The sequence below is a fragment of the Maledivibacter halophilus genome (assembly GCF_900167445.1).
Taxonomy (GTDB): domain Bacteria; phylum Bacillota; class Clostridia; order Peptostreptococcales; family Caminicellaceae; genus Maledivibacter; species Maledivibacter halophilus.
This window is the reverse complement of the sequence record NZ_FUZT01000010.1, coordinates 160,677-174,669: the sequence shown is the minus strand read 5'-3', so window position 1 is coordinate 174,669 and position 13,993 is coordinate 160,677. Positions and strand designations below refer to the sequence as shown.

Annotated in this window: 10 protein-coding genes; all 10 read left to right on the top strand. The window is 30.8% G+C overall.

The window, feature by feature from the left end; genetic code table 11:
- The first annotated feature begins 251 nt into the window (after positions 1-251).
- Positions 252-2,312, top strand: coding sequence for a sigma-54 interaction domain-containing protein (locus B5X81_RS18970; RefSeq protein ID WP_079493979.1), 2,061 nt, complete (start codon positions 252-254; stop codon positions 2,310-2,312).
- A gap of 169 nt (positions 2,313-2,481) precedes the next feature.
- Positions 2,482-3,579: an amidohydrolase gene (locus tag B5X81_RS18965; protein WP_079493977.1), complete on the top strand. Its 1,098-nt coding sequence runs from the start codon at positions 2,482-2,484 to the stop codon at positions 3,577-3,579.
- Between the two features lie 33 nt (positions 3,580-3,612).
- Complete coding sequence (locus tag B5X81_RS18960; protein WP_079493976.1) at positions 3,613-5,028, top strand: YfcC family protein; 1,416 nt, start codon at positions 3,613-3,615, stop codon at positions 5,026-5,028.
- 422 nt (positions 5,029-5,450) lie between these two features.
- A complete protein-coding gene (locus B5X81_RS18955) occupies positions 5,451-6,221 on the top strand; it encodes a TatD family hydrolase (RefSeq protein ID WP_079493974.1) in 771 nt (256 codons plus the stop codon).
- Between the two features lie 502 nt (positions 6,222-6,723).
- A complete protein-coding gene (locus B5X81_RS18950) occupies positions 6,724-7,761 on the top strand; it encodes a 3D domain-containing protein (protein WP_079493973.1) in 1,038 nt (345 codons plus the stop codon).
- A 14-nt stretch (positions 7,762-7,775) separates the two neighbouring features.
- Positions 7,776-8,309 carry a ribonuclease M5 gene (gene rnmV / locus B5X81_RS18945; protein WP_079494077.1) on the top strand — a complete coding sequence of 178 codons (534 nt, stop codon included), beginning with the start codon at positions 7,776-7,778 and terminating at the stop codon, positions 8,307-8,309.
- Between the two features lie 20 nt (positions 8,310-8,329).
- Positions 8,330-9,193, top strand: coding sequence for a 16S rRNA (adenine(1518)-N(6)/adenine(1519)-N(6))-dimethyltransferase RsmA (gene rsmA / locus B5X81_RS18940; protein WP_079493972.1), 864 nt, complete (start codon positions 8,330-8,332; stop codon positions 9,191-9,193).
- 367 nt (positions 9,194-9,560) lie between these two features.
- Positions 9,561-11,123 (top strand): 2,3-bisphosphoglycerate-independent phosphoglycerate mutase, encoded by a 1,563-nt coding sequence (gene gpmI, locus B5X81_RS18935; RefSeq protein WP_079493970.1) that lies wholly within the window; start codon positions 9,561-9,563, stop codon positions 11,121-11,123.
- Positions 11,124-11,362: 239 nt separating this feature from the next.
- The gene (locus B5X81_RS18930) at positions 11,363-13,192 is read left to right on the top strand and encodes a PAS domain-containing sensor histidine kinase (protein ID WP_079493969.1); all 1,830 of its coding nucleotides are present in this window, start codon (positions 11,363-11,365) and stop codon (positions 13,190-13,192) included.
- A 139-nt stretch (positions 13,193-13,331) separates the two neighbouring features.
- Positions 13,332-13,993, top strand: a 662-nt coding sequence (locus tag B5X81_RS18925) for a DUF7922 domain-containing protein (protein WP_330397414.1), incomplete at its 3' end; no start/stop codon positions are given.

Below are 13,993 nucleotides of genomic sequence, written 5' to 3'. Positions count from 1 at the left end.
TAATTGAACCAATAGACAAAATGATTCAGAATCATCTTCTAAAGGTATTACCTGATTTTTACAGCATGTTTATGTAATTAGTTATTGATATAATAGTATGTAGCAAGAATACTATATTAATAATTTTATATTTATTTAGTAATATATTTCGCATAAATTGTCTTCTTCCATATACAAAAAAATGTTACAATAAAAAATTAAAATACAAAATATTTATATCAAAAGCTGTTATTTAAAAGAAGGGTGATTATTTGAAAAAGAAGCTTATACTTATTACTTTTGAAGTTGCTCCCAAGGAGAGATACCTAAAGGATTTAAAAGATTTTTTTGGTGAATATATAGAAATCGAAGGATATAGTATAAAGGAAGGAATAAATAAAATTATTCAAGGAGATCTTGCATTAATAAGTCTTTCGGGACTGACTAATATTGCAAAGGAATATCTTCCCGATGAAATGGAGATTATTTATTTCAATAGAACTTTTAAAAAGGGAAGCTTTCAACAATTATATGATTTACCCAGTGGAACCAAGGCAATGCTTGTAAATAATAGTAAGATCGGTGCCTTTGATACCATATCTCTTTTATATGAAATGGGAATAAAACATGTGGATTTTATTCCGGTATACCCCAATATGCGAGATATACCTGATTTGAAATGTGCTGTTACCCCTGGTCAAACCCATCATGTCCCCAAAAATGTAGAAAAAATAATAAATATTGACTGGAGAGTTCTCGATGTATCTACATTAATGAGTATAATTTCAAAACTTGATATATTGGATGAGGAGCTTGATAAGAAATTAGAGAATTATTTAAATACGATAGTTCCAATCAGCCATGGATTACATTACATTTTTAAAAGCTCCCATGAAATAAAAAATAAGCTGAATATTATTCTAGATGTAATTGATGATGGTGTCATAGTCATAGATGAGGACTACAAAGTTATACATTATAATAGATCAATTGAAAAAATATTAGGTATTAATGAAGAAAGCATTATGAATAAAAATGTAAGAGAAATAATATCTTCTCATCCAACAATGAATGAAGTGCTAGAAGAAAAATATGTAGAGGATTTAATTTTAAAGCATGATAAAACTAATAAGAGCTTAATTATAACTAAAAGGCCTATAATGGATGATAATAGAATTTATGGATATGTCCTTATCATTAAAGATAAAACAGAAATAGAGAATTTAGAGAATGAATTGAGAAGACAGCTTGTTGATAGAGGGTATATAGCAAAGTATAGATTTGAAGATATAGTAGGAGTTAGTGACAACATAATTGAGAGCAAGAATAAAGCAAAAAAAATTAGTGGGATAGAGGCTCCGGTAATAATAACGGGAGAAAGTGGAACCGGTAAGGAATTATTTGCCCAGGCTATTCATAATAATTCCAAAAGGATGAATAAACCTTTTTTAGGAATAAATTGTGCATCCCTTTCCTCTGACTTATTGGAAAGTGAACTTTTTGGTTATGAGGAAGGAGCTTTTACCGGTGCTAGGAAAGGTGGAAAGAAAGGGCTTTTTGAGCTTGCTCATTTAGGAAGTCTATTTCTAGATGAAATAAGTGAGCTTCCAATGTATATGCAAGCCAAGCTTCTCAGGGTGCTCCAGGAAAAGGAAGTTATGAGAATTGGAGGTATGAGAATAATACCTATTGATGTAAGAATTATAGCAGCAACAAATAGGGATTTAAAAAAATTAGTACAGGAAGGTAAATTCAGAAAGGATTTATATTATAGATTAAATGTTTTAACCTTAAATTTATCGCCTCTTAGAGAAAGAAAAAAGGATATTCCGTATTTAATAAAAGATATTTTTAAAAAGACCGGCACCAAGAGAAAAAAAATTGATGAAAGCCTTAAAGAAGCTTTAATAAATCATTATTGGGATGGAAATATTAGAGAATTAAAAAACTGTATAGAATATATGATATATTTAGGCAGTGATAGATTAACAGTTAATGATTTACCTCCAGATTTTAAAAATGAAGAAAATCATTTTAAGGATAAAAAAGAAAATAAACTATTTCTAGAATTGACTCTACAGGAAAATAAATTGGCATTGTATATTCTAAATATTTTGAGATATAAACCAGCAGGCAGGAGAACTATTTATAAATATGCAATTCAGGAAGGTTTTGATGTATCAGAACATAAGGTAAGAAAAATAATGGAATTTTTACTTGGAAAAGGAATTATAAAGTATGGTGAAGGGAGAACAGGAGCTAAGCTGACAAAATTCGGTAATGATATAATTTCAAAGAAAATAAATTTGCGGGATGATATGCGGGAGCTTTAGGGTGAATAACCCTTAAATCTCCCGCATATTTATTAATTATTAACTAAATGTAATAGAATTTTACGGGAATAGGAATACTAAGTAGAAGATTTAATAATTTGGCATAAAAATTGCTTATTTAATATTGAGAGCGGAAGAAATATAGAAAACATAAAAGGAGGGTAGAAAAATGACAGAAAAAAAATATGTAGAAGAAGTTTTTAACTATCTTCACTCAATTCCAGAAATAGGATGCAATGAATTTAAGACTTCAAAGTTCATATCGGGAGAATTAAAGAAATTTGGCTATAATGTTATGGAAGGTTTTGCTGTTACTGGTCTAGTTGCAACATTGGATAGTGGGGTTAAAGGTCCGGTTTTGGCTGTTAGGGCAGATATGGATGCTTTGCAATTTGAATTGGATGGAGAAAAGGTTAATATACATGCCTGTGGACATGATGCAAATTCATCTATGGTTTTAGCTACAGCCAGGGAAATAGCTGAAAAAGGAATAAATAGAGGAAAGATTATGTTTGTATTTCAGCCTGCCGAGGAAATTTTGGGTGGAGCTAAAGAAATTGCTAAATCTGGGGTTTTGGATGAAGCAGATGAAATTATAGGTATTCATTTAAGACCAATTCAGGAAGCGAAGCTGGGAGAAGCTACTCCAGCATTATGCCATGGTTCGTCTCAAATGATGAAAGTGAAAATAAATGGAATAGCAGCCCACGGAGCAAGACCCCATTTGGGAGTAAATGTAATAGATGCATCAGCATTAGCCATTAATGCAATTAATGCTGTTAAAGTTGATCCTAGGGTTCCCCACTCTGCTAAAGTGACTAGTATAAATACAGGAGATTCTGCTTATAATATTATTCCAAGCAGTGCAACTTTGGCTCTGGATTTAAGGGCACAAACAAATGATGTCATGGAAAAATTAGTAGAAAAAATCAAGGAAGCTATTAATAATAGTGTTAAAGCAATTGGTGCAGATGCAGAAATTGAAGTTAGCACTGGAGTTCCCGCAGCAGAATATAATGAAGATACTGTTAATCTTGCAAGGGAAGCAATAACGGAAGTGTTAGGAGGTTCTCTGAGTCCTATTGTTACACCTGGTGGAGAAGACTTCCACTTTTACACAAAATTTCTCGATATCAAATCAGCTTATATAGGATTAGGTGCTAATCTAGTGCCTGGATTGCACAGCCCAGAAATGGAATTCGATTTAAAGGCATTAGAATACGGAAAGGAAATTCTAAAAAGAATAGTTCTTAAAAGGGTAGGATAGTAAGTCTCACAATAAAATAAAGGAGGAATTTAAATGGCCAATTCTAAACCTGTAAAAAATCCGAATAGTAAAAAGAAGTTTAAAGTTCCAAATACCTATACCCTGATAATGATGTTTGTTATTGTTGCAGCACTCTTAACCTATATAATACCAGCTGGAGAATATGAAATGATTAAGGATGAAGTCACAGGTAAAACTTTAATCAACCCGGATTCATTTCAGTTTATAGAAAGGAATCCTGTTAGTATAGGTGATTTCTTATTGTCAATACCTAATGGTATGAATGGAGCAGCCGCAATTATTTTTCTTACGTTTTTAGTAGGTGGATTCTTTCAAATAATTAATGATACAGGAACAATTGATGCAACCATAAATGCATCAATAAATAAGCTTCAAGATAAAGCTCTTTTAGTTATACCTATGGTAATGGCACTTATGTCAATATTAGGAGCTTTGGGAATTGTTGTTAATGCTGCAATTGCCTTTATTCCCATTGGGGTGGCCTTAGCTAAAAAATTGAAGCTCGATCCTATTGCCGGTATATCAATAATGTATATAGGTGCCTATTCAGGATTTTGTGCATCTCCCATGGGACCCTTTAATACGATATTAGGACAAACTATAGCAGGACTTCCTTTAATGTCGGGTTTTGGATTTAGGACCATAGTGTGGACATTTGTATTTATTGTTTCTGTATGGTATACAATGCGTTATGCTAAAAAAGTAAAAAGTGATATTAATAATAGTGTTTTAGATAAAATAGAGTGGATAGAAAAATCAGAAACGGCAAAGGAAGTAACAGATTTTAATTTTAGACATGGACTTATTTTACTTGCCCTTATAATAGGCTTTGTAACATATGCATATGGTTCATTTAAATTACATTGGAATCTAAGCTATTTAAGTGCGATGATGCTGGCTGTTGCATTGGTAAGCGGCTTAATAGCTAAAATGCATCCCGATGATATGGCAAAATCATTCATTGCAGGATGTAAAAGCATGGTTTATGGAGCCCTAATAATAGGATTTGCCAAGTCAATTACAATATTGCTTACAGATGGTAAAATAATTCATTCTATAATTTATTATATGTCCCTTCCTTTAAGCAAAGTAGCTCCTATGATTTCTGGAGTTTTAATGTTCTATATTAATTTAATATTCAATTTCTTTGTGCCTTCCGGTTCAGGACAAGCCATGGTAGTTATGCCTCTAATGGCTCCAATGGCAGATGTGGTTAATGTATCTAGACAGGTTGCAGTTTCTGCATATCAATATGGCGATGGATTTTCCAATACTATAATACCTACTTCAGGAGTTTTAATGGCAGCATTAGGTGTAGCAAAGGTGCCCTATGAAAAATGGTTTAGATACATGATTCCGCTGTTCGGTCTATGGGTTTTAATAGGTACTATAGCAATAGCTGTTGGAATAGCAATTGGATGGTCATAGATAAAAAATGATTTTTTATATAGGGTTTATATAGTAAAGCTTAATTAAATTTGTTGTGCTAGTTCCCATATCAGGGATTTTAATATTTCCTTTTCGTTCATGTAATAAATCCGTTCTTTTATATAAACTTAAAGGAAAAAAACAGTTTTATTAAAATCACTCAAATTAAATATTAAAATCCCTTAAATCACATTTAAAATTAAATATTTAGTTTACTAGTACAACAGGTTAATTTATATATGTACAAATACTTAAGATTTCTTGGAGTTTTGGACATGTATAAATTACAGTTTTTATTTAAATTCCTATACTAAATATTGAAAACAAAAGTATGTTAATATAATATATAGCTAGCAGCTTATAGAGATTTATATAAACTCTATAAGCTGCTAGCTATAATTTTTTATGAAAGGAGAATAAAAATGTTATTTGATTCCCATGCCCATTTAGATGGAGAAAGATTTGATAAGGATAGGGATAAAGTAGTAGAAAGGGCTAAAGCAAGTGGAATATCTTATATAATGAATCCAGGAGCAGATTTTGAAAGCTCAGTAAAAGCTGTAGAGCTTGCCAGTAAATATGATATGATTTATGCAGCTGTAGGGGTTCATCCCCATGATACTAAAGATATGGATGATATAATGTTGGAGCTAATAAAAGGCTTAGCAAAAAAGCCAAAGGTTATGGCAATTGGAGAAATAGGCTTGGATTTTTATTATGATAATTCTCCAAGGGATGTTCAGAAGGAGTGGTTTAGAAAACAGATTAGGCTTGCAAAAAATGTTAATTTACCAATTATTATTCATGATAGAGAAGCAAATAACGAAGTTATGAATATATTAAAAGAAGAAAAAGCCTTTGACAATGGTGTTTTGATGCACTGTTACTCTGGAAGTGCCCAATTAGCTAGGCAATATATAAAGCTGGGAGCGTATATTTCTATAGCCGGACCACTTACATTTAAAAATGCCAGGAAAGCTGTAGAGGTTGTAAAAACAATACCAATAGAATATTTAATGGTGGAAACAGATTCTCCATACTTGACTCCTGAGCCATATAGAGGTAAAAGAAATGAATCAAGCTATGTTAAATATGTAGCAGAAAAAATTGCACAGATAAAAGAAATTTCCTTTGAAGAGGTTGCAGAGAAAACTACAGAGAACGCTAAAAAATATTTTGGAATTTCAAAATAGATATAATAAATTGTCGGAAATGTAAAATTTCCTGGGAAATAAATAGTATGTTAGGATAAAAAATATAATAGCTGTGTCAATCCTTGTATTTTACAAAGATAAAGTAAATATTTGTCTCATAGCATCAAAGACTTTAGGAATAGAATAGGATGTAATATTTATGTCAATAATAGCATAATGTAGATGATAAGTTTTAAATTTCCTGGGGTAACTTTTATTACTAAAATCTTCGGCAAAGTCTTTCTAATATTGATATTGAAAGGTTTTGATACTATAGATTTATATAGTATTTGACATAGAGTTTTATTTGTTATAGACTAATGTGAGTTATAATAATATTTCATAAAATTACCAAAAGTTTATACAAATAAAACCTTTTACGGATAACCAATATTGGAATTTATAATACTTTAGAGCTGGTTATCTATAGAGTGAAACAATGTTAAACTCTAATTTGTTTCACTGAGATAAAAGTTACCTAATATGTTAAGGAGGTATTTTTATGGAGCCATTTAAAAAGCTTCAAAATCTATTTAACAAAAAAAATACGATTATTATCATAACCATTATGTTTTTGTTGACAGTGATTTCTATTGAAATATTATTTAGCAAGGAAATAACAATAAAGGATGAAGACAAAAAAATTGCAGTTGAAACATTGTCATCTAATGTTGACTATGTACTTAAAAAAGCAAAGGTTGGCTTAAATGAACATGATCAGCTAAGTGTAGATAGAAACACAAAATTAAAGGATAAAATGGTAATAGAAGTTAAAAGAGCATTTGATGTAAAAGTAAATGTGGATGGGAAAAGCTTAGACATATTAACTGCAAACACAAAAATAGAAGATATATTGAAGGAATATAATATTGAATTAGGTGAAAAGGATAAAACCAATCCGTCTCTTGATGCAGTAATTTCTCCAAAGGATGTAATAAATATAATCAGAGTTGAAGAGAAAATGGTGAATGAAGAAGTCGATATTCCCTATAAATCTATAATAACATATAATGATGAATTGGGCCCTGGAAAAATCGAGAAAAAAAGAGATGGAAAAAATGGTAAAAAGGAAATAGAGTACAGAATAGTTTATGAAAATGGAGTCGAAGCCATTAGAGAAGTAATTAATGAAAATATAATAGAAGAACCAGTAGATGAATTGGTAGAAAAGGGATCTGAAAAGTATCTTGTGGCGTCAAGGGGAAAGATGGTTAGATATAGAAAAGTATTAACAATGTCTGCCACTGCATATGATCTTTCCGTTGAGAGCTGCGGAAAAACTCCAGACCATCCTCAATATGGGATTACCCGTAGTGGAACTAGAGCCAGACCAGGAGTTGTGGCTGTTGATCCAAAAGTTATACCCTTAGGCGCAAAGCTATATGTAGAATCATTAGATGGAACTGAGGATTATGGTTTTGCTTCAGCAGAAGATACAGGTGGAGCAATAAAGGGAAATAAAATAGATCTATTTATGGAAGATCCAAAAGATGTAAGAAGATACGGTAGAAGAAAAGTTAGAGTATACATATTAGATTAGAGGTTACCTATATGATCATAAAAGAAGTAATAGTTGTAGAAGGAAGAGATGATGTTGCTGCCGTAAAAAGGGCAGTAGATGCAGAAATAATTATTACCCATGGATTTGGTATTACCAAAGAAACCTTAAAAAAAATTAAGTTTGCTAGAGAGAGGAAGGGTGTAATAATATTTACAGACCCTGACTTTGCAGGTGAAAGAATTAGAAAGACTATTTCTAGTCAAATAAAGGGCTGCAAACATGCTTTTTTACCTAGGGAAGAGGCCATTAAGGATGATGATATTGGAATAGAAAATGCCACTCCTGAAAGCATAAGATCAGCCCTTTCAAAAGTAAGAACTGTAGTAGAGGATAATAAAGAAAAAGAGTTCAAAAAAATTGATCTAATTATGAATGATTTAGAAGGATGTCAAAATGCCTCTAAAAGACGTGATAAGCTCGGGAAAATCCTTGGTATAGGCTATGGAAATTCAAAACAGTTTTTAAGTAGGTTAAACAATTATGGTGTTACTCGTCAAGAGTTTGAAAATGCTCTAAAAAAAATATAGAAAATAGGAGCAGGTATACTATGGAAAAATTGTCGTCCCCAAGAAGAACTAAAGAAATTGTAAATAAATATGGATTCAGATTTTCTAAAAGCTTAGGGCAAAATTTTTTGATTGATGAAAATATAATACTAAAAATAATCGAGGGTTCTGAAATTAAAAAGGATGATTTCATTATTGAGGTTGGACCAGGAATAGGAACCCTTACCCAGTATTTAGCTGAAGCAGCAAAGAAAGTACTGGCAATAGAAATAGATAAGAAGCTCATACCAGTTCTAGATGAAACCCTAGGGAGTTATAGCAATGTGGAAATTATTAATTCAGATGTTTTAGACCTGGATTTAAAAAAAATGGTTTTAGATAAATTTTGCGGTGAAAAAGTTAAGGTTGTTGCCAATTTACCCTATTATGTTACTACTCCTATTATAATGAAGTTTTTAGAGGAAGAAGTACCTGTTAAGGATATAGTTGTAATGGTACAGAAGGAAGTTGCTGATAGAATTAAAGCAAAACCTAATACAAAGGATTATGGCTCTCTTTCTGTGGCGGTTCAGTACTACTGCAAGCCTGAAATAGTGACTAAAGTACCCAAATCAGTATTTATACCCAATCCTAATGTAGAATCTACAGTTATCCGTTTAAAAGTCTTAGACAATCCACAGGTAGAGGTTATTGACAGAAAAGTTTTCCATAGAGTTGTAAGAGCTTCCTTTGCTAAAAGAAGAAAAACATTATTAAATTCTCTATCTTTTAGTAATCTAGGTTTAAATAAGGATCAAATTAAAGAAATTTTAGCATGCTGTAATATAGATCCTAAAAGAAGGGGAGAGAGCTTGGATATTGAAGAATTTGCTGTCCTTTCAAATTATATTAGTAAGATAGTATAAAATTAGTTTGATTTTAGCTTAGAGTAGAACTCTAAGCTTTTTTATTGTATAGGAACTCAAACATTTTTTAAAGAAATTTTATGTGTTAGACAAAGTGATTTCAAGTGGTACAAGAAATTACAAACTATTACCAGTAAAATATTGGTTCGAATTATTTTCTCTTAAAACTTACTAGAAAGACCCTAGTACTTGCAACTTGGAACTTAAAACGCGTCGAAGACGCTTTTGTTCTGGGATGAAGCAACACTTCTCATGGACGCAATTCGACCCCGAGGAACAAAATTTGCCCTATTGTATATTTTGAAATATAATAGTAGTATAAATTAAAAATAAATACTATTAGGATATATAGATAAAGGAGGACAAAATGAAAAAGCCAACGGTACTAATGATTTTAGATGGATTCGGTATAAATAATGATAGTTACGGGAACGCAATAAAAAATGCTAATACACCAAATATAGATAGTTATTTTGAAAAATATCAAAATACTCAGCTAAAGGCCAGTGGATTAGCTGTTGGACTTCCTGAAGGGCAAATGGGAAATTCTGAGGTTGGACATCTTAATATAGGATCAGGTAGAATAGTATATCAGGACTTTACACGTATAACAAAATCTATTGAAGACAAAGATTTCTTTGAAAATAAAGCTTTTATTGAAGCCATGGATAATGCAAAAAAACATGACTCAGCTCTACATATATTTGGGTTATTGTCTGACGGAGGCGTTCATAGTCATAATACCCATTTATATGCGCTTTTGGAGCTTGCCAAAAAACAAAATATTTCAAAGGCTTATGTACACTGCTTTTTAGATGGTAGGGATGTACCACCATCAAGTGCTGTTAAATATATCGATGAGTTAGAGAAAAAGATAAAGGAAATAGGAGTAGGAAAGATTGCCACAATATCTGGACGATATTATGCAATGGATCGTGATAAGAGATGGGATAGAGTAAAGCTTGCCTATGATGCTATTGTTTTAGGAGAAGGAGAAAAGGTTACTTCATCAACAGAAGCATTAGAAAAATCCTATGCAAATAATGTAGTTGACGAATTTGTTAAACCCACTGTTATTTATGAAAATAATAATCCAGTAGGAATAGTGTCAGAAAATGATTCTATAATAATGTTCAATTTTAGACCTGATAGGGCTAGGGAAATAACTAGAGCTTTTGTAGACCCAGAGTTTGAAGGTTTTGAAAGGGCCAATGGATATTTTCCTGTTCACTATGTTTGTATGACTCAATATGATGCGACCCTTCCAAATGTTAATTTAGCCTATGGGCCACAAAGTCTTATTAATACGTTTGGAGAATATATTTCAAATAAAGAATTAAAGCAGCTTCGTATTGCTGAAACTGAAAAATATGCCCATGTAACTTTCTTTTTTAATGGGGGAGTAGAAGAGCCAAATGAAGGAGAAAATAGGATTCTTATTCCTTCGCCAAAGGTGGCAACCTATGATATGAAACCAGAAATGAGTGCCTATGAAGTAACTGATGAATTAATCAAAGCAATAAATGGGGAGATATATGATGTTATAATAGTCAATTATGCTAATCCCGATATGGTAGGACATACAGGAGATTTTGAGGCTGCTGTAAAAGCAATAGAGGTGGTTGATGAATGTGTGGGAAGGGTAGTAGAGCTGTTAGTAAATAAGGATGGACAGCTTCTTATTACGGCAGATCATGGAAACTCTGATGAGATGCTGGATGAAGCCGGTAATCCCATTACCAAACATTCAACAAATCCGGTACCCCTTATACTAATTAATGCTGAAAAGGAGTATGAACTGATGGAAGGGAAATTAGCAGATATAGCACCGACTTTGCTCCATCTTATGAATCTACCAAAACCAGAGGAAATGACAGGAAATTCATTATTATTAGAACCTGCCTATGCATCAGATGAAGAAACTGTATAGTTAAATCCAGATTATTCATAGAAAATTCAAAACTACTTGTACCCTTTTAAACTTTCCCTGAATAATTTAGGTTAAAGCTTATAAAAAACAAAATCACGTTTCATGATATATGATTTTATCATGAAATGTGATTTTATTTTTGGAAAAAAACTATCTCTTAGAAAAAATAGAAGGAATTTATATATATTTCACAGAATTAATAAATATTGGATTTTTAAGGAGTTTTATGGGGGGATGTTATGAATTCTAAATCTTTGATGGTTATTTCCAGTATTGGCAGTGGACTCATTATATTTTTCGTATTCATTTTTTTATTTCATAAAGATAAGGAGAAATATCTAGGGATCATTGCATTAGGATGGGGAGTATTTATTATTCAAAGGTTATTAAGATTTTTGGGCATACTAAAGTCTATTGAAACATTTTCTTTTTCGGCCTATGTATTATATTTAGTTTTGATATTTCTATTTATCTATGGCATACATTTATTTATTCGAAAACCAGTAAAAAAATGGTGGGTAGTAGTTTTAGGAATATGTATAGTATATAAAAGCTTAGATAATATTATAAACTTACCAAATATTATAGGAGACATAATATACATATTTCCCAGTATTATTCTTGTATGGAATGGTATTAATGTCATTAAATCAAAGAAATATATGGGGATAGGTAGGCATATAGTTGGAGGAGATTTTATTTTTTGGGGAATACAATTAATTTTTTTCTCTTTTTTTAAAAATAAAGTTTGGTTTATTACAATAGCAAAGTTTATTTATCCATTGATCTTTAATGTCCTTGCCTTTGGGATTCTAATTTCATATTTTGAAACAATTTTAAAGAGATTGGAAAAGAGTGAAGAAAGATATAAGATGTTGGTAGAGATTTGTCCCGATGCAATTGGCGTTGTAATGAATAATGAAATTGTTTTTGCTAATAACGCATCATTAAGACTTTTGAAGGCTGATAATATGGAACAAGTAAAAGGACATAAAATAAAGAAATTTTTACATCCTGATTTTCTAAAAAATGAAGAAGAAAGATTTGAAAAATTATTTGTAACTAGTGAAGCTCTAAAGCCTAAAGAAATAAAACTTAAGACTTTAGAAGGTATAGAAATAGAAGTTGAAAGTGCTATAGCACCTATTGCATATAATAATAGAAGGGGGGTATTATTTGTTGCAAGGGATATTGCTGAACGCAAAAAATCAGAAAGTCTTAAAAAACGTATTGAGGAAAAGACAATATTATTAGAGAAAATAGAGGAACTTGAAAAATTGAGAAATGAATTTTTTGCAAATATATCCCATGACTTAAGAACTCCATTAAATATTATACTTGGAACAATACAGCTTATAGAAATGAACAATACTAATATATCAGTTGAAAATAAATATTTAAAGGAGAAAAAACGTATAAAAACTATTAAGCAAAACTGTTACAGGCTTTTAAGACTTGTTAACAATTTAATTGACATTACTAAAATTGATGCAGGATTTTATAAAACAAATCTCCAAAATTGTAATATAGTGAATGTTATTGAAAATATTACTCTATCAGTAGTTGATTATACAAAAAATAAAGATATTTCCCTAGTTTTTGATACTGATATTGAAGAAAAAATTATAGCTTGTGATTTAGATAAGATAGAGAGGATAATGATGAATCTATTATCTAATGCTATAAAATTTACTAGGGAAAAAGGCAGTATACTAGTTAAGATAAAGGATGACATAGATAATATTACTATTATTGTTAAGGACAATGGAATAGGAATACCAGAAGAAAAAAAGGAAATTGTCTTTGAAAGATTCAAACAAGTAGAAAATACATTATCACGAAGCTGTGAAGGAAGTGGAATAGGATTGTCTCTTGTTAAGTCTCTGGTAGAGATGCATGGTGGAACAATATCCGTAGAAAGTGAATTGTTAAAAGGTACAGAATTTATAATTAAATTACCAGTTCAAATTATTCCAGAAAAAGAAATAGAAAAAGATAATAATTTTTCTATAAATCAAACTTTGATAGAAAGAATTTCAATAGAATTTTCAGATATATATAGTGCATAAAAAACCGCCCTTCAATTTATTTCAATTAATTTTTTTAGTAAGTTTCCCTATTCATACAAGTTTTTTAGATTAAGTAGTGAACTATTTGAACTTTAATACATATATTAGTAGTAAATGAGTTGTTGAAGGGGGGCTATAAATGGTTAGCGATAGGAGGTACAAAAGATACTTTATTATATTAGAAAATGAAGATAGAGGCTTTGCAAAAACTGATAAAAGAATGCCTAAAGGATATGCAAAAATAGAAGTAAGAAATGGAAAGGGATTGCTAAACGTTTATGTGCAAGATTTAAAATACTTTAAGGATGCCAAATATATTTACAGAAATTATCTGATAAGCACTAAAGGTCAAAAGGGTAAATATGTTGATACAGGTGCATTCATGATAGATGAAAAAGGTAAAGGAGAGCTTAGAGTAAAATTTAATCCAGATAATGTTGAAGGAAGTCAAATGTCTATTGAAGATTTTAATGTAGTAGCAGTAATAGCTAAGCCTATTGAAAGATCTTCAGATGAAAATGAAGTATACGGACCTTTAATTGGGTATATGGATAAAGAAAAGGTTGACTGGAAGAATATATTAATGTATGAAGAAAATGTTATGAAAGAGAATGATAAGATTGATAAAGAATACAAAGAAAAGTATGAAGAAATTATAAATGTTATAGAGAAAAGTTCAAAAGAGATATATAAAGAAGATGAAGAAGAGGAAGAAAAAGGATTTACAGAACCTATAGAAAAACATGGGAATGAGTTAAGTAGTAAGTATAAATACAAAGAGAAACCATCAAAAGAAATAAA

Excerpts from the sequence above, each read along its gene's own strand:
- B5X81_RS18965 (WP_079493977.1), top strand. The coding sequence starts at position 2,482 with ATGACAGAAAAAAAATATGTAGAAGAAGTTTTTAACTATCTTCACTCA.
- B5X81_RS18960 (WP_079493976.1), top strand. The coding sequence starts at position 3,613 with ATGGCCAATTCTAAACCTGTAAAAAATCCGAATAGTAAAAAGAAGTTT.
- B5X81_RS18955 (WP_079493974.1), top strand. The coding sequence starts at position 5,451 with ATGTTATTTGATTCCCATGCCCATTTAGATGGAGAAAGATTTGATAAG.
- B5X81_RS18950 (WP_079493973.1), top strand. The coding sequence starts at position 6,724 with ATGGAGCCATTTAAAAAGCTTCAAAATCTATTTAACAAAAAAAATACG.
- rsmA (WP_079493972.1), top strand. The coding sequence starts at position 8,330 with ATGGAAAAATTGTCGTCCCCAAGAAGAACTAAAGAAATTGTAAATAAA.
- gpmI (WP_079493970.1), top strand. The coding sequence starts at position 9,561 with ATGAAAAAGCCAACGGTACTAATGATTTTAGATGGATTCGGTATAAAT.
- B5X81_RS18930 (WP_079493969.1), top strand. The coding sequence starts at position 11,363 with ATGAATTCTAAATCTTTGATGGTTATTTCCAGTATTGGCAGTGGACTC.